Annotated in this window: 18 protein-coding genes; 7 read left to right on the top strand and 11 right to left on the bottom strand. The window is 66.6% G+C overall.

Annotated elements, in window-relative coordinates:
* The first annotated feature begins 143 nt into the window (after positions 1 to 143).
* Positions 144 to 1208: a spore photoproduct lyase family protein gene (locus PV772_RS02085; protein ID WP_347885225.1), complete on the top strand. Its 1065-nt coding sequence runs from the start codon at positions 144 to 146 to the stop codon at positions 1206 to 1208.
* Between the two features lie 24 nt (positions 1209 to 1232).
* Here PV772_RS02085 and PV772_RS02080 read toward each other — a convergent pair whose 3' ends face one another.
* The 3 genes from PV772_RS02080 to PV772_RS02070 form a co-directional block, all read right to left on the bottom strand.
* The gene (locus PV772_RS02080; RefSeq protein WP_141160478.1) at positions 1233 to 2240 is read right to left on the bottom strand and encodes a DUF808 domain-containing protein; all 1008 of its coding nucleotides are present in this window, start codon (positions 2238 to 2240) and stop codon (positions 1233 to 1235) included.
* 96 nt (positions 2241 to 2336) lie between these two features.
* Positions 2337 to 2774 carry a VOC family protein gene (locus PV772_RS02075; protein ID WP_347885224.1) on the bottom strand — a complete coding sequence of 146 codons (438 nt, stop codon included), beginning with the start codon at positions 2772 to 2774 and terminating at the stop codon, positions 2337 to 2339.
* Between the two features lie 48 nt (positions 2775 to 2822).
* The gene (locus PV772_RS02070; protein WP_347885223.1) at positions 2823 to 3386 is read right to left on the bottom strand and encodes a dihydrofolate reductase family protein; all 564 of its coding nucleotides are present in this window, start codon (positions 3384 to 3386) and stop codon (positions 2823 to 2825) included.
* Positions 3387 to 3574: 188 nt separating this feature from the next.
* On the opposite strand from PV772_RS02070, the gene PV772_RS02065 reads away from it, so the two are divergent.
* Genes PV772_RS02065 through PV772_RS02055 form a run of 3 tightly spaced genes read left to right on the top strand, consistent with a single transcriptional unit; the run spans position 3575 to position 5580 of the window.
* On the top strand, positions 3575 to 4219 hold the full coding sequence (locus PV772_RS02065) for a biotin transporter BioY (RefSeq protein WP_347885222.1): 645 nt from the start codon (positions 3575 to 3577) through the stop codon (positions 4217 to 4219).
* A 9-nt stretch (positions 4220 to 4228) separates the two neighbouring features.
* Positions 4229 to 4960: an ABC transporter ATP-binding protein gene (locus PV772_RS02060; protein ID WP_141181557.1), complete on the top strand. Its 732-nt coding sequence runs from the start codon at positions 4229 to 4231 to the stop codon at positions 4958 to 4960.
* On the top strand, positions 4957 to 5580 hold the full coding sequence (locus PV772_RS02055; RefSeq protein ID WP_347885221.1) for an energy-coupling factor transporter transmembrane protein EcfT: 624 nt from the start codon (positions 4957 to 4959) through the stop codon (positions 5578 to 5580). Before PV772_RS02060 ends, PV772_RS02055 begins: the two co-directional genes overlap by 4 nt.
* 22 nt (positions 5581 to 5602) lie before the next feature.
* Here PV772_RS02055 and PV772_RS02050 read toward each other — a convergent pair whose 3' ends face one another.
* Together PV772_RS02050 and PV772_RS02045 are read right to left on the bottom strand one after the other, a co-directional pair.
* Positions 5603 to 6820 carry a thiolase family protein gene (locus PV772_RS02050; protein WP_347885220.1) on the bottom strand — a complete coding sequence of 406 codons (1218 nt, stop codon included), beginning with the start codon at positions 6818 to 6820 and terminating at the stop codon, positions 5603 to 5605.
* On the bottom strand, positions 6783 to 8189 hold the full coding sequence (locus PV772_RS02045; protein ID WP_347885219.1) for an AMP-binding protein: 1407 nt from the start codon (positions 8187 to 8189) through the stop codon (positions 6783 to 6785). The genes PV772_RS02050 and PV772_RS02045 overlap by 38 nt, the downstream gene beginning before the upstream one ends.
* A 57-nt stretch (positions 8190 to 8246) precedes the next feature.
* Between PV772_RS02045 and PV772_RS02040 the strand changes: the two genes are divergently transcribed.
* Complete coding sequence (locus PV772_RS02040) at positions 8247 to 9128, top strand: neutral zinc metallopeptidase (RefSeq protein ID WP_347885218.1); 882 nt, start codon at positions 8247 to 8249, stop codon at positions 9126 to 9128.
* Between the two features lie 92 nt (positions 9129 to 9220).
* Here the strand turns inward: PV772_RS02040 and PV772_RS02035 are convergent, their stop codons facing one another.
* From PV772_RS02035 to PV772_RS02010, 6 genes are read right to left on the bottom strand one after another with little or no spacing between them, the layout of a single operon-like run.
* The gene (locus tag PV772_RS02035; protein WP_018761278.1) at positions 9221 to 9553 is read right to left on the bottom strand and encodes a metal-sulfur cluster assembly factor; all 333 of its coding nucleotides are present in this window, start codon (positions 9551 to 9553) and stop codon (positions 9221 to 9223) included.
* 12 nt (positions 9554 to 9565) lie between these two features.
* Entirely contained in the window at positions 9566 to 10360 is a 795-nt protein-coding gene (gene sufC / locus PV772_RS02030; protein ID WP_141160487.1) for a Fe-S cluster assembly ATPase SufC, read from the bottom strand.
* A 42-nt stretch (positions 10361 to 10402) separates the two neighbouring features.
* A complete protein-coding gene (locus tag PV772_RS02025; protein ID WP_141160488.1) occupies positions 10403 to 10759 on the bottom strand; it encodes a non-heme iron oxygenase ferredoxin subunit in 357 nt (118 codons plus the stop codon).
* Between the two features lie 20 nt (positions 10760 to 10779).
* Positions 10780 to 12021: a Fe-S cluster assembly protein SufD gene (gene sufD, locus PV772_RS02020; RefSeq protein WP_141160489.1), complete on the bottom strand. Its 1242-nt coding sequence runs from the start codon at positions 12019 to 12021 to the stop codon at positions 10780 to 10782.
* The gene (gene sufB / locus PV772_RS02015) at positions 12021 to 13484 is read right to left on the bottom strand and encodes a Fe-S cluster assembly protein SufB (RefSeq protein ID WP_141160490.1); all 1464 of its coding nucleotides are present in this window, start codon (positions 13482 to 13484) and stop codon (positions 12021 to 12023) included. The genes sufD and sufB overlap by 1 nt, the downstream gene beginning before the upstream one ends.
* Positions 13484 to 14290 carry a helix-turn-helix domain-containing protein gene (locus PV772_RS02010; protein ID WP_246857444.1) on the bottom strand — a complete coding sequence of 269 codons (807 nt, stop codon included), beginning with the start codon at positions 14288 to 14290 and terminating at the stop codon, positions 13484 to 13486. The genes sufB and PV772_RS02010 overlap by 1 nt, the downstream gene beginning before the upstream one ends.
* 156 nt (positions 14291 to 14446) lie before the next feature.
* Here PV772_RS02010 and PV772_RS02005 point away from each other — a divergent pair, with 156 nt between their 5' ends.
* Positions 14447 to 15415 (top strand): ABC transporter ATP-binding protein, encoded by a 969-nt coding sequence (locus PV772_RS02005; protein WP_347885217.1) that lies wholly within the window; start codon positions 14447 to 14449, stop codon positions 15413 to 15415.
* Positions 15412 to 16179, top strand: coding sequence for an ABC transporter permease (locus tag PV772_RS02000; RefSeq protein ID WP_347885216.1), 768 nt, complete (start codon positions 15412 to 15414; stop codon positions 16177 to 16179). Before PV772_RS02005 ends, PV772_RS02000 begins: the two co-directional genes overlap by 4 nt.
* Positions 16180 to 16185: the final 6 nt, after the last annotated feature.

Below are 16185 nucleotides of genomic sequence, written 5' to 3'. Positions count from 1 at the left end.
CAGAGTGGCCGGAAAACGGCACACTTCAGTCTACCGTCCGGCGGACCGGGCCAGTTTCAGCAGCAGAAACTCCCGGCTGTACGGCGATGGTGCCGAGGGCTTAACCGGGGACGCCGCCGCCAGGGTTCAAGCAGAATGGGGTCATGGAATTCGATCGGCTGCTGCAGATCCGGCGTATCTACGCACAGCCGGCCGCCCTGGAGCTGCCACGTGGCCAGCAGATTCTCGCGCGCTGGCCCGGAGCCGACGTCGTACTGGTGGACAGCCACTGGAACATCCCGGACCTGCATGGTGACGAAACCAACGTGCCGCGCTGGTCACGGATCAAAACGGAAGCGCTGGTCCTGGGGATCAAAAAGTCGCTGACCGTCAAACCGAATGGCCGCTCGGCGGATTTCATTGCGCCTTCCACAGCGAACGGCTGCGCGATGGCGTGCGCCTACTGCTACGTTCCGCGGCACAAGGGTTACAGCAATCCAATTACGGTGTTCGCCAATATCGACCAGATCGCGGCGACCCTTGAGCGGCACGCCACCCGCCAGGGGCTCAAGCTGGAGCCCAACCAGTGCGACCCGGAACTGTGGGTATACGACATCGGCGAGAACAGCGATTGCTCGGTGGATGCACTGATCAGCCCCAACGTCGAGGAGCTTGTGGGGCTCTTCCGCGAACTGCCCAACGCCAGGCTGTCCTTCGCCACCAAGTTCGTCAACCCGAAGATGCTGGCATGGGACCACGGCGGCCACACCCGGATCCGCTTCTCCCTGATGCCGGCGGACCTGGCCAGGTCCATTGACGTCCGGACGTCGCCAGTGGCGGAACGGATGGCAGCGATTAACGACTTCGTCGACGCGGGCTACGAAGTGCACGTGAACTTCTCCCCCGTCATCATCACCGACACCTGGCTGGCCGACTGGGAAGAACTTCTCCGCCAGCTCGACGCGACCTTGACCGGGGCAGCCAAGGCCCAACTCGCGGCGGAGGTCATTTTCCTGACCCACAACGAGCAGTTGCATGAGGTCAACCTGGGCTGGCATCCGCAGGCTGAAAAGGTTCTGTGGCGTCCCGGCCTCCAGGAGTCAAAGACCTCCTCCAACGGATTCAACAACGTTCGCTACCGGTCACGGGCAAAGGCTGGCTATGTGGCGCAGTTGACCGCGCTCATTGAGGAAATCACGCCGTACTGCCGCATCCGTTACGCGTTCTGAAACGCGCACCGGCTGCGGCAGCTGTCAGGCATGGTGTTCGTCGGGCGCACCGTTCGGGGCGGGCGCGGCAGACTCGCTGTGCCCGCCTTTTGCCTTGCCGAACGGCAGCACCTTCAGGATCGGGCCGACCACTGCCAGCACTATGAGGCCCCAGGCGAGGCCGACGACGGTTGAGCAAAGGGTGTTGACGAGCCAAGCTAAAAGACCGCCGACGACGGCAACGCCCGCCACCGGGTGCTCAATCCCATGGACCAGGTCATAGGGTGCGTGCCAGCCGAGGTCGTGCGCGCCCTGCAGCATGATGTGGCCGCCGACCCAGAGCATGGCGATGGTTCCCACGAACGTGATGGTGGCCAGCACGGCGGGCATTCCGGTGACCAGCAACCTTCCGAGGCGCTTGGAGCGGGGAGAATCCTTGCCCACCAGGTGCACGCCGATGTCGTCCATTTTGACGATGAGCGCGACGGCGCCGTACACGAGCACCGTGATGGCGAACGCCACCAGGACCAGGATGAACGCGCGGACCCAGATGGATTCGGTGGCCACCTCGTTCATGGAGATGACCATGATCTCGCAGGACAGGATGAAGTCGGTGGTGATCGCGCCCTTGACCACCTTGGCCTCGGCATCGTGCCCGCGTTCCACCGCCGGGGCTTCGTCTTCCTCGTGGTGGCCGCCGCGGAGCTTGTGCCAGACCTTCTCGGCGCCCTCGTAGCAGAGGTAGGTGCCGCCGAGCATGAGAATGAACGGAATGATCCAGGGGATGAAGGCGCTGATGAGCAGCAGGGCGGGCAGGATGATCAGGAGCTTGTTGCGGATGGAACCCCAGAAGATCTTCTTGATCATCGGCAGTTCACGGGACGGGTCCGCACCCGAGACGTACTGCGGGGTGACCGCGGCGTCGTCGATGACGACGCCGGCCGCCTTGGCACCTGCCTTGGCGGCGCCGGCTGCCACGTCATCCACCGATGCTGCCGCTATGCGGGCCAAGGCTGCCACGTCATCCAGAAGGGCTACGAGGCCGCCGCTCAAGGCCGGCCCCCGAGGGTCATGTGGTCGGGGCGTTGAGCATTGAGGGTTGGGTGCGTGATGGGCATGTTCGGAGTATATTGCAGCCGGCCGGCGGGCTCAGCCCTTTGTCAGGTCCTCGGCAAGCATCACAATGATGCCGCTGGGACCCCGGACGTAACTAAGCTTGTAGGCGTCTTCATAGGTGGCCACGCCGCGCAGCGGGTGGCAGCCGTGCCTTGCGGCAATCTCGAGGGCCTGCCCGATGTCGTCGACGGAGAAGGCGACGCGGTGCATTCCGATTTCGTTGGGCCGGGTGGGCCCAGTTTCGATCGCGTCGGGGTGGATGTATTCGAACAGTTCGAGGCGTCCGGTGCCGTCCGGGGTCTGGAGCATGGCGATCCTGGCGTGGTTGCCGTCGAGTCCGACGGCGGTGTCGGCCCATTCCCCGCTCACGGTCTGCCGGCCCACCACAGTGAGCCCGAGGTCGGTGAAGAAAGCGATGGCCGCTTCCAGGTCGCGGACGGCGATGCCTACGTTTTCGAGTTTGATGGGCATGCGCCACAGGGTACCAAGGCGGGGATCGTGCAGGACAGCAACGGAGGGTCAGCGCCTGGTCCGGTACTCCGTCATGACTACGCCGTTGGGAAATGCCCTCGTGTCCACCAACGTCAGGTTCACCCAGGTGTCCAGGGCTGTAAAGAAGGGTTTGCCGCCGCCCACCAGGACCGGATGGGTGACGGTCACGTACTCGTCGATCAACCCGGCCCGCATGGCCGCTGCGGCGAGCGTGGCTCCGCCAATGTCCATCGGGCCGCCGTCTTCGCCCTTGAGCCGGGTGATCTCGGTGACCGCGTCACCGGTGACCAGGCGGGCATTCCAGTCGACGGCGCTGAGGGTCGAGGAGAACACCACCTTCGGCATGTCCCGCCAGCGCCGGGCAAATTCGATCTCAGCCGGTGTGGCCCCAGGCTGTTGGTCGGCGGTGGGCCAGTGCGGACTCATGGTCTCCCACAGCCTGTGCCCGTACAGCGCCAGGCCCGTGGCCCCCACCCGGTCGGACCACCACTGGAACAACTCGTCGCCCGGTACGCTCCAGCCAAGGTCGCCGCCGGGTGCGGCTATGTAGCCGTCGACGCTCAGGTTCATGGCGAAGGTCAGCTTGCGCATGGCGCCCAGTCTCCCCCGACTCTCCGGCCGTTGCATAGACCCGCGCAGTTCATGTCCGGTCCCCTTTGTGCCCACCCAAAAGCACCCACGCCCTCCCTTAGTAGGACCCCTACAAAATCGTCCCCGTTCCGCGCCGGTAGCGTCGGCTGTACATTAGATTCCGCTTGTACAACCCCGACAGGACCGCCATGAGCAACACCGAGACCACCACAGAAACCAGCAAGCGGACGGAGCGCCGGCGCTGGAACGGCACCGACCTTGGCCTGATCGCCGTCTTCGCCGCCCTCGTGGCCGGCGCCGCACTGGTGCCGGGACTGGCCCTGAACGGCTTCGGCGTCCCCATCACCTTCCAGACCCTGGCCGTGATGCTCACCGGCTTGGTGCTGGGGCCCGCCCGCGGATTCGCCGCCGTCGGACTTTACACCGTCCTGGGGCTGGCCGGCCTGCCCATCTTCAGCCAGGGCCGCAGCGGCCTGGCCATCCTTGCGGGGCCTTCGGCCGGCTACATCATCGCCTTCCCCATCGCCGCTGCGGCAGTGGGTTGGCTGGCGACTGTGGTCATCCGCCGGACCACGAAAGCCCGCGCCCTGTGGTTCTTCCTGGCCGCCACGGCCACCAGCATCGTCTTCGTGCACACGCTGGGCGTCCTGGGAATTGCCCTCAACTCCAAGGCCACGCTGGAGCAGGCCTTCCTTAGCGACCTGGTCTTCTACCCGGGAGACATCATCAAGAACCTCCTGGCCGCCGCCGTCGCCGTCGCCCTCCACCGGGCGTTCCCCGATGTCCTGGTCCGCCGCGTCCGCCGCCGCACCCAACCCACCCGAAGCGCCTAGGGACTACGCATGCCGGCAGTAACGTTCGACCAGGTGCGTGTCGCCGTCGAAAGCGAGGACTCCCCGCAGCCCAAGGTCCTCCTGGACGCAGTAAGCCTCAGGCTGGACGAAGCCCGGGTGGGCGTCATTGGCGCCAACGGATCGGGCAAATCCACGCTGCTGCGCCTCGTCAACGGACTCATCCAGCCCTCCAGCGGCACCGTCACGGTCGACGGCGACGACACCGTGGGTGCCGTCCGGAAGGTCAGGCGCAACGTCGGCTTCGTCTTCACCGATCCCCTGTCCCAGCTGGTGATGCCTACCGGCCGGGAAGACGTCGAACTGTCCCTCCGCCGTTCAACCAAGAACGGTACGGAACGGCGGCACCTGGCGGAACAAGCCCTCGAACGCCTGGGCCTGCTGAACCTGGCGGACCAAAGCATCTACGAGCTGTCCGGCGGCGAGCGGCAACTGATGGCGCTCGCCGCCGTGCTGGCGGTAAACCCCCGGGTGCTGGTGCTGGACGAGCCCTCCACCCTCCTGGACCTGCGCAACCGCGAGCTGCTCCGCAGGACTTTGGCGCACCTGGACCAGCAAATCATCATGTCCACCCACGACCTTGACCTGGCCCTGGACATGGACCGGGTCCTGGTCATCGAGCAGGGCCGCGTGGCTTTCGACGGCGCCCCGGCGGAGGCCGTGGCGGCCTACCGCTCATGGTGCCTTCAGGGGTTGGACGCCACAGGGCGGGATTCCACGTGAGGGGCCACGGCTTCCTCCTGGCCAACTACGTGCCCGGTACCTCACTGGTCCACCGGGCACCCCTGGCGCTGAAGTTCCTCCTGGTCATCGGCTGTGGACTGCTTTCCTTCCTCATCGTCGACTGGCGCATCTCCGCAGGTGTCCTGGCCCTGCTCTGCGGCCTGTTCCTCGCCACGGGCGCCGGGGCGCGCCGGCTGTGGCACGCCGTCCGCCCACTGGCCCCCGTGCTCCTGGTCATTGGCCTCTTGCAGTGGTGGCAGCTGGGCGGACCCGCAGCGGGCCGGATCGTGCTGAACATCCTCGTCTGCGTCGTGGCAGCATCCCTGCTGACCGCCACCACGCCGATCCAGCGGCTCCTGGACGGCGTGGTCCACCTGGCGCGGCCCTTCAAAAGGTTCGGCGCCGATCCTGAACGCTTCGCGCTGACCATCGGCATCATGCTCCGCAGCATTCCCTTCATCGCAGGCACCTTCGCTGACGTGCGCGACTCCGCCAGGGCCCGGGGACTGGAGCGCAACCCCCGCGCGCTGGTCCTGCCGGTCTTCATCACATCCGTGGCGTACGCCCGCCAAACAGGTGAGGCGCTGGCAGCCCGTGGCTTGGGCGAACCGGAAGACTGACCGGGCGGGACGCCAGGCGGCGTTACAGCCGCCGGTACTCCAGCAGTGCCGCAGTGCCCATTCCACCGGCCATGCTGATCATGGCCAGCCCCAGGGCGCCCTCGGTGCCCGCCCGCCGCGACTGGGCGAGCAGCCGGGTCACCAGCACGGCACCCGACGCACCGTAGGCGTGCCCCAGCGCCAGCGCCCCGCCGTCGAGGTTTGCCCGGCCGGGATCGATGCCCAGCTCATCGAGGCACGCGAGGGTCTGTGAGGCGAACGCCTCGTTGAATTCCACCAGGTCCAGCTCGCTGGCCTTCACACTGGTCGCAGCCAGGACGCCCCTGGCTGCCGGAACAGCGCCCATCCCCAGCAGCTGCGGAGCCACCCCGGCGGTACCGGTGCCGCGCACCAGCAGGCCATCACGCACCCCGAGCAGGCGGGCCCGCGCAAGTGACGTCACGACGACGGCGGAGGCGGCGTCCGCGTCAAAGCAGGAATTTCCGGCAGTGACAGTTCCTCCTGGCACAAAGGCGGCCGGGAACCGTGCCATGACAGTCGGCGTCAGGCCCGCCCGCGGCCCGCCGTCCACGGAGACCGTCCCCGCGGGAGTCTCCAGCGGCACGAGTTCGTCCGTGAAGCGTCCGTCCCGGATGGCGGCGAGGGCTTTCCGGTGGCTGGCCAGCGCGAAAGCATCCTGGCGTTCGCGGGCAACGCCGTACGCGCCGGCCACCGTTTCCGCGGCCACGCCCATGTCCGGGTCCCCGAAGCTGTCCGGCACAAACTGGGCGCGCCGGTAGAACTCCGGGCCGCCGTCGTCCTTCCTGTGGGCCCGCAGGGGCGCGGTGCTGGTGCTTTCCACTCCCCCTGCCAGGTAGAGCGGTCCGCCGCCGGCCGCAACGAGTCGTGCGGCAAGGACGATTGCATCCAGGCCCGAACCGCACTGCCTGTCAACGGTGATTCCCGGCACGGCGGCCGGCAGTCCCGCCTCCAGCAGGGCAAGCCGTGCAACGTTCCCGCCCCCTCCGACGGCGTTGCCGATAACAACGTCGGTGACGGACGCGGGGTCCGGCGCCACTGCGGCCAGTTCCCGGAGGACCGGAGCAAGGAGTTCGTGGGCGCGCAGGCTCCGCAGCGCTCCGTTGACGGGGCACACCGGGGTCCGGCGCGCGGCGATGATGACCGGCTGCCGTTCGGGCGGCAGGAGGCCGGGCGGCTGGACGTCAGGCGCCAAGGGCACGCACCCTGGGGTCGCGGGCATTGATCCACTCCAGCAGGAGGTTGCGGCTGACCTTGCCGCGGTCCGTGGTGGGCAATTCCTCGAGCAGGTAGTACTGCGACGGCCGCTTGTGCCGGGACAGGATGTCCTCCAGGCCGGCCCGCAGCTGGGTGGCGCTGATTCCGCCGTGGGACGGCAACACGCCGGCGACAACGCGCTGGCCACGCAAGTCATCAGTCATCCCGGCAGCAACAGCTGCGGAGACCCCGGGGACGGCCGCCAATGCCAGTTCCACCTCATGCGGGTAGACGTTCCGTCCCGCCGTCAGAATCATGTCGGCGCGGCGGCCGAGGATGTGCAGTTCGCCGTCCGCCAGGTAGCCCTGGTCCCCCACCGTGTACCAGTCGCCGAAGCACCGCAGCGCTTCACCGTCGTCGCCCCACAGGTAACCGTTGCCCACCATGCCGCTGCGGACGCAGATGTTGCCGTAGCTGCCGTCGGGGACCGGTGCGCCCTCGTCATCCAGGATCCGGACGTCGACCCCCGGAAACGGCCGGCCGATTCCGGTCCCGCCGGCGGTGGCCTCCTGGCCGGGGGACAGGCCAAGACCGGACACGAAACTCAGTTCGGAGGCGCCGTAGTACTCGTAGATGGTGGCGTTGGGAGCCCAGCGTCTGGCCGCTTCGAGGGTGCGCGCATCAAGCTTGGAACCGGCGCAGATGATAGTCCGGATACCGGACGCATCGACGCATCCGGTCATGCCGCGCTCGCTGAGCATCCGCAGCATGGTGGGTACCAGGACCAGCCGGGTGACACGGTCGTGGGTGATCGCCGCATGGACGTCGCCGACGTCGAACGTCTGCAGCGTCTGGAACTCGGAACCGGCATACAGGCACTCAGCCAGGGCATAAAGGTTCAGGCTGGCGGCCAGCGGACCAGGCGCAAGGGTCACGTCATCCTGCCGGAGACCGAAAAACTCGATCGAGGCATCGAAGGATTGCTGCCAGGACCGCCGGGAGCGGGTGAAGGCCTTGGGTACAGCCGTGGTTCCGGAGGTGAGGCCAATCAGGAAGGTGGATACCGCCGGCCCGTCGGCCAACCCGTCATCCGGAGACACCGATGCGGAATCGGCGCATGCCTCGACCCGCCGGACGATGTCCTCCTGCAGGGACTTGGGCCAGGCCGGATCCAGGACGGCGCATTGCCGGCGGCCCGCCACGGCGGCTGCGAATTTCACGGCAAAGTCCACGGAATTGGCTTCGCAGAGTGCCGTGACGGATTTCGTGCCGGCCACCTCGTCTTTCGCGGCGTCCCGCAGTTGCTCCCAGTCGAGGCGGCGCCCGGCTATCACGACGGCGGTGTCGTGCGGCCGCTGCCCGGCCCAGCGCTGGAGCTTGTCGAGGAAGGGCACGGACCAACTTTACCGGCAGGGCAGATTGAGCGCCCGGCCCGCGGGTAATGTGACGTTATGAGTTTCAACGACAACGTCCAGCTTGATCCCTCCCAGGTCCAGGACCGCCGGGGCATGGGCACCGGGGTGAAAGTCGGCGGCGGCATCGGCGGCGGCCTGGTCCTGCTCGTTGCCCTCCTCCTGGGCATCAACCCCAACATGCTCGGCGGACTGGTGGACGGGGGCTCGTCTGGACAGTCGCAGGGCACGGCACCTGCCTGCAGCACCGGCGCGGACGCGGACGCCCGCCTGGACTGCCGGATCACGGGCACCGTCAACAGCCTCAATGCGTTCTGGCCCGGCTACCTGAAGCAATACAAGGTGCAGTACCCGCGGCCGGAAGCGGTGATCTTCACCGGCGGCACCAACACCGCGTGCGGGGCTGCGACCTCCGAGGTGGGCCCGTTCTACTGCCCCACGGACACCACGGCGTATTTCGATCCCGGGTTCTTCCAGGAGCTGGTGGACCGTTTTGGTTCCTCCGGCGGCCCGCTGGCGCAGGAATATGTGGTGGCGCACGAGTTCGGCCACCATGTCCAGAATCTGCTCGGCGACCTGCAGCGGGCGCAGCAGGATCCGCAGGGACCGGAGTCAGGGTCCGTACGCACCGAACTGCAGGCGGATTGCTATGCCGGTCTTTGGGCCAAGTACGCCTCCACCACCCCGGACCCGGCTACGGGCCAGCCGTACCTGGAACCCCTCACCCAGCAGGATGTGAACGACGCATTGTCCGCCGCCGCTTCGGTTGGCGACGACCGGATCCAGAAGGCCGCCACGGGCCGCGTCTCCCCCGAAGGTTGGACGCACGGCTCCAGCGAGGAACGGCAGCGCTGGTTCTCCCGGGGCTACCAGTCCGGCGACATCAACCAGTGCGATACGTTCAGCGCCGCCACCCTCTAACCCCGGTTCACCCCGGATGGACCGACGACGACGGCGGGCCGCCTTTCCTGCGAAAGGCGACCCGCCGTCGTCGTCTATAAGGCAGTGGGGACTTAGATGTTGAAGCCGAGGGCCCGCATCTGGTCCTTGCCGTCGTCGGTGATCCGCTCGGGACCCCATGGCGGCATCCATACCCAGTTCAGGCGCCAATCGTCCACAACACCGTCCAGGGCCTGTCCCACCTGCTCCTCGAGCACATCGGTGAGCGGGCAGGCCGCTGTGGTGAGGGTCATGTCGATCAGGAGCGCACCGTCGTCGTCGGAGTACTTCAGGCCGTACAGCAGCCCCAGGTCGACAACGTTGACGCCAAGCTCGGGGTCGATGACGTCCTTGAGCGCCTCTTCGACATCCTCCAGGGCCGTGCGGCCCGGCTTGATTTCGGTCATGGCAAGTCCTTACTAGGCCTGGACTGCGGCCGGAGCCGCGACGGCGGCTGCGCCGGCGCCCTTGGCGTAACGGTCGTAGCCTTCTTCTTCGAGGCGGTCGGCCAGCTCGGGGCCGCCCTCCTCCACAACCTGGCCGTCCACGAACACGTGCACGAAGTCAGGCTTGATGTAGCGCAGGATGCGGGTGTAGTGGGTGATGAGCAGGGTGCCCATGTTTCCCTCGGAGTGCGCACGGTTGACGCCCTCGGACACGATCTTCAGAGCGTCAACGTCCAGGCCGGAGTCGGTCTCGTCCAGGACGGCGAACTTGGGCTTGAAGAGTTCCAGCTGCAGGATCTCCACGCGCTTCTTTTCGCCGCCGGAGAAGCCTTCGTTGACGTTGCGCTGCGCGAAGTCGGCGTCGATGCGCAGCTTCTCCATGGCGTCCTTGACGTCCTTGGTCCAGGTACGCAGCTTGGGCGCTTCGCCGTCGATGGCGGTCTTCGCGGTGCGCAGGAAGTTGGTCATGGTGACGCCCGGAACCTCTACCGGGTACTGCATGGCCAGGAAGACGCCGGCCCGTGCGCGCTCGTCAACGCTCATGGCCAGCACGTCTTCGCCGTCCAGCGTGATGGTGCCGCTGGTGACGGTGTAGCGCGGGTGGCCGGCGATGGTGGAGGCGAGGGTGGACTTGCCGGAGCCGTTGGGTCCCATGATGGCGTGCGTCTCGCCGGTCCTGATGGTCAGGCTGACGCCCTTCAGGATCTCCTTGGTGCCCTGCTCCGTCTCAATGCTGACGTGCAGGTCCTTGATCTCAAGAGTTGACATGCTCTTCTTTCTTTTCGCTCGTAAGTCTGGTGCTGCGGGCGCTCAGTAGTTGTTTACTGCTGCGCCGTTCAAAACGTTGGTGACATCCACATAGACGTCGTCTCCGTCGAGTTCGACGGCGAATACCGGAACAGGATCGTAAGCCGGAAGCTGGAGCGGCTGGCCGCTGCGCAGGTCGAACTGGGAGCCATGCCCCCAGCACTCGATGGCGCAGCCTTCCACGTCGCCTTCGGACAGTGAAATGTCCGCATGCGAGCACGTGTCGCCGATGGCGTGGATGTCCCCCATCGAATCCCGGACAACGGCCACGGGGTAGCCGTCGACCAGGATGCGCAGCGCCTGCTTGACCTTGATGTCATTGGCGCTGCACACCAGCTCACCCTTGGGTTTGCCGCTCATACGTTCCTGCCCGCCTGTCTCTAGTAGTCGATTGCCGCGAGTTCGCGCTCAACAGCCTCGGTCAGGCGCTCTTCGAGGGCCGGAACCTTGATCTGCTGGATGATCTCGTTGAGGAAGCCTCGGACCACCAGGCGGCGGGCAACATCCTCGGGGATACCGCGGGCCATCAGGTAGAACAGGTGCTCGTCGTCGAACCGGCCGGTGGCGCTGGCGTGGCCGGCACCCTCGATCAGGCCGGTCTCGATTTCGAGGTTGGGCACGGAGTCCGCGCGGCAGCCGTCGGTGAGCACCAGGTTCTGGTTCTTCTCGTACGAATCGGTGCCTTCGGCCTGCTTCTGGATCAGCACGTCGCCAACCCACACGGTGTGCGCGCCCTTGCCCTGCAGAGCGCCCTTGTACAGGACGTTGGACTTGCAGTTCGCCACGTTGTGGTCCACGAAGGAACGGTGCTCCAGGTGCTGGCCGGCATCGGCGTAGTAAAGGCCCAGGAGCTGTGTCTCGGCGCCTTCGCCGGCGAAGCGGACGTTGGAGTTCAGGCGCACGATCTTGCCGCCAAGAGTTACGGCAATGTGCTTGTACACGGCGTCCTTGGCAACCTCGGCGTCATGCTGTGCCAGGTGCTTGGCGTCGTCCCCCCAGAGCTGCAGGGAAACCACCGTGAGGTGGGCGCCTTCGCGGACCAGGACCTCAACGTTGCCGTTGTGGTCTGAGGTGCCGTCGTGCTCGATGATCACGACGGAGCGGCTGTTGACTCCGGCTTCGATCACCACGTGGGAGTTGGTCCGGCGGCCTGCGCCGTTGCCGGTCAGGACCAGGCGCACCGGCTCGTCCAACTCGGCGTTCGCCGGGATGGAGATGAGCTGGGCGTCGCCGGCGTTCGCGGAAGCCACGACGGCGGCACGGTCGGCGGGGACGAGGGTGGCGCCACGGGGGGCCTCACCTGCGCGGAGGGTCCGCTGGACCACGGCTGCAGGTGCCTCGACCGTAACGCCGAGGGCGCCGGCCTCCGACGGGGTATCGGACAGCAGGTTGGCCAGTTCACGCACCGGGGTGAAGCGCCATTCCTCTTCCCGGCCGTTGGGCAGGGCGAAATCGGCCACGTCGTGGCTGGTGAGCCTCTCGGCGCGGGAGGCCATGACCTGTGTGCCGTGGCTGTGGTGGCGGTCCACCTTGGAGGCGACGAGGTGCTCGCCCTCCTCGGTGAAACCGGCGATCGACGGTGCGCCGACGCGCGCCTTTTCGGTAGTTGCTTCGGCAGTCATTAACCGACGGATCCTTCCATCTGGAGTTCGATGAGGCGGTTCAGCTCGAGGGCGTATTCCATGGGCAGTTCGCGGGCGATCGGCTCAATGAAGCCGCGCACGATCATGGCCATGGCCTCGTCCTCGGGCATGCCGCGGGACATGAGGTAGAACAGCTGTTCCTCGCTGACGCGGGAAACGGTGGCCTCGTGTCCCAGCTGGACATCGTCCTCGCGGATGTCGATGTACGGGTAGGTGTCAGACCGGGAAATGGTGTCCACCAGGAGGGCGTCGCAGCGCACGGTGTTGGCCGAGTGCTTGGCTCCTTCCCGGATCTGGACCAGGCCGCGGTAGGCGGCGCGGCCGCCGCCACGGGCAACGGACTTGGAGATGATCGAGCTCTTGGTGTTCGGCGCAATGTGCACCATCTTGGAACCGGTGTCCTGGTGCTGGCCCTCGCCGGCGAAGGCAATGGACAGGGTCTCGCCCTTGGCCCCTTCGCCTACAAGGTACACGGCCGGGTACTTCATGGTGACCTTGGAGCCGATGTTTCCATCGATCCACTCCATGGTGGCGCCTGCTTCGCAGACGGCACGCTTGGTCACCAGGTTGTAGACGTTGTTCGACCAGTTCTGGATGGTGGTGTACCGGACGCGGGCGCCCTTCTTGACGATGATCTCCACCACGGCGGAGTGCAGCGAGTCGGAGGTGTAGATCGGCGCTGTGCAGCCTTCGATGTAGTGGACGTAGGAGTCCTCGTCGGCGATGATCAGCGTGCGTTCGAACTGACCCATGTTTTCCGTGTTGATGCGGAAGTAGGCCTGCAGAGGGATCTCCACGTGGACGCCCTTGGGGACGTACACGAACGAGCCGCCGGACCAGACGGAGGTGTTCAGCGAGGCGAACTTGTTGTCGCCCACCGGGATGACGGTGCCGAAGTACTCCTGGAAGATCTCCGGGTGTTCCTTCAGCGCGGTGTCGGTGTCCAGGAAGATGACACCCTGCCGCTCAAGGTCCTCCCGCAGCTGGTGGTAAACAACCTCAGACTCGTACTGGGCGGCAACACCCGAAACAAGGCGCTGCTTTTCGGCCTCGGGGATGCCCAGCTTGTCATACGTGTTCTTGATGTCCTCGGGCAGGTCCTCCCAGGTGGCAGCCTGCTTCTCGGTGGAGCGCACGAAGTACTTGATGTTGTCGAAGTCGATGCCGGAGAGGTCCGCGCCCCAGGTGGGCATGGGCTTGCGGTCGAAATACTTCAGGCCCTTCAGGCGCAGGTCGAGCATCCATTCCGGCTCGCTCTTCTTCGCCGAAATGTCCCGGACTACCTCTTCGTTGAGCCCACGGCGGGCGTTGGCGCCGACATCGTTCTTGTCGGCCCAGCCGTACTCGTAGTTGCCGATGCCGTGGAGCTCGGGATTCTTTTCCAGAATCTCCGAGATCACAGTGTTTTCGGCGACTGCTTTCTCTGATAGTTGGTCCGTCATCACGGCCTTTCTTGCTGATGGTTGATTACTTCGTCCAGGCTGGCGGGGGCTGCCGCCGGCACCGTGGCCGGTTTGGCAGGCAGCCTGCCTGTAGGAATATGTGTGGTGCAGACGTGGCCGCCGCGGGCCAGCGTGGAGAGGCGGCGGACGTCAACGCCCACCAGCCTAGAAAAGACTTCGGTCTCGACGTCGCAGAACACCGGGAAGCGGGCGGCGAGCTGCTGGATGGGGCAGTGGCCCTGGCAGAGCTGCACGCTGGAAAGCGCCGCGGGCAGCGGTGCCTTTGCCTCGATGGACGCAGCGGAAGCCACGAAGTTGTCGCGGGTCAGCGCCGCTGCGAGTGCGGTGGCGCGGTCCCGGATGTCCGGGCCGGCCTGCTCGATTTCGGGTGCGTAGCGCCGCTCCATATCCGCGAACCGTTCTTCGGCGAAGGCGCGCACCGCGTCGGGGCCGGCTACCTTTTGCAGCTGCTGGAGCGCAAGGGCGGCGATGTCCAGGTAGTCGTTGCCCAGGCTGGACTGGCCCTGGGAGCTGAGGACGTAACGGCGTGCGGGGCGGCCGGCACCCGTTCCCGGCTTGGCGAGGCGCTTGACCTCGATGACTCCGGCCCGGGAAAGGTGGTCCAAATGGCGCCGGACAGCGGCCGGGGTAAACCCCAGCATGTCCCCCAGCTCGGCCGCGCTGACGGGACCGTGTTCCAGGACGGCAGCGAGGACCCGGTCCCGGGTGCGCTCGTCAGCGTCTGCCACAGGACCGGCTGCAGCGGGTCCCGGCCCGGCAACAGGCACAGCGGTAGCGTTGGTCATGGAATACACAACACAATCATGTCGTAATTTAGTCCTGCACTCCAGTAAGGGCAGGCTGACCTTGGCTCCGCACGGAATATGACTTCCTGCAGTTTCCCGGCGCTCCGCCCAACCCCGCCGGACGGCACGGAATACTACATCCCGTAGAATACTGTGGTGCGATCCCCCCAGTCCCCCGTCCTGTCCATCCATGGGCTCATCAAGGACGTAGGCCCCCTGTCCAGCCTGGACGGAAAGATGCTCAGGGTTGTCAGCGGCGTCTCCCTCACCGCGGAGCGCGGGCAGGTGACCGCGTTGCTGGGCGCAAACGGAGCCGGCAAGACGACCACCCTGGAATGCGCGCAGGGCCTGCAGAAACGTACCGGCGGCAGCATTTCCCTGCTGGGCCGGGACCCCGCCACGGCCGGTGCTGACCTGCGCTCCCGCGTCGGGGTGATGCTGCAGGACGGCGGGCTCCCGCCGTCGGCACGGCCCATCCCGTTGTTGCGGCATATCGCCGGCCTGTACGCCCGCCCCTGGCCGTTGGAAGACCTGGTGGGCAGGCTGGGCATCGATGCCTTCAGCCGGACCAGCGTCCGCCGGCTTTCCGGCGGCCAGAAGCAGCGCCTGGCACTCGCCGCAGCCTTGATCGGCAGGCCGGAAGTCCTCTTCCTGGATGAACCCAGCGCCGGACTGGACCCGCAGTCCCGGCAGCTGGTGTTCGACCTGATTGCCGAGCTGCGCGACGGCGGCATGGGAATCATCCTGACCACCCATCTGATGGACGACGCCCAGCGCCTTGCGGACTACGTGTACATCATTGACGGCGGCCGCAACGTCGCCGAAGGCACCGTCCATGAGCTGCTGCAGCGCAACCCGGTGGCGGACCAGGCCGGCGAGCACGTCCGGACCCTTGTGTTCGAGGCACCCGCCGGGCTGGACCTGGCTGCGGTGCTGCCGGACGACGTCGACGTCTCCGAGGCCCGCGCCGGCAGCTACGCCGTCACCGGCGCCCTCACACCCCGCCATTTGTCCACCCTGGCCCAGTGGTGGGAAGCAAAGGGCATCATGCCGGCATCGATGAGCCTCCAGGCGCGTAGCCTTGAAGACGTCTTTCTGGACATCTCAGGAAAGGACATCCGATGAGTACCGCAGCGATCCGGGAGACGCAGAAGCCCGCGTCCCTGCCGCGCCGCGTCCTCCTGCAGGGCAAATACGAGGCACTGACAATGCTGCGGAACGGCGAGCAGCTGATCCTGGCCGTGGTGTTGCCGCTGATGGCACTGGTCGGCCTGACGGTGACGCCCTTCCTCGACGGTATGGGCTCGAGCCGCATCAATGTGGCTGTCCCGGGGATCCTCGCTCTGTGTGCCATGTCCACGGCTTTCACCGGGCAGGGCATCGCCACCGGCTTCGACCGCCGCTACGGGGTGCTGCGTTTCCTGTCCACGACACCCCTGGGCCGCGGCGGCCTGATTGCCGGGAAGGTTCTCTCGGTCCTGGCCGTCCTGTGCCTCCAGGTGGTAGTGGTGGGCCTGGTCGCCCTGGTGCTGGGCTGGCAGCCGACGGCGTCGGGCTGGCTCCCCGGGCTAGCCCTGCTTGCGCTGGGTGCAGCGGCATTCACCGCACTGGGGCTGCTGGTGGCCGGTACCGTCCGGCCGGAAGCGACGCTGGCGATTACCAACCTGCTGTGGATCCTCCTGGGAGCCATGGGCGGCATCGTCATCCCGGCCGAAAGGTTGCCCGCCGCGGCGCAGGCCGTGGTCCATTTCCTGCCTTCCGGCGCCCTCGGGGAATCGATGCGCGCCGCTTTCCTGGGCGGGGCCGTGAACGGCGGCGCCGCCCTGATCCTGCTGCTCTGGACCGTCATTGCCGGAGCCGCAGCCATCCGTTGGTTCAAGTGGAATTGAGATAAT

Source organism: Pseudarthrobacter sp. CC12 (assembly GCF_039907755.1).
Classification (GTDB): domain Bacteria; phylum Actinomycetota; class Actinomycetes; order Actinomycetales; family Micrococcaceae; genus Arthrobacter; species Arthrobacter niigatensis.
This window is presented reverse-complemented; position numbering and strand designations above follow the sequence as displayed.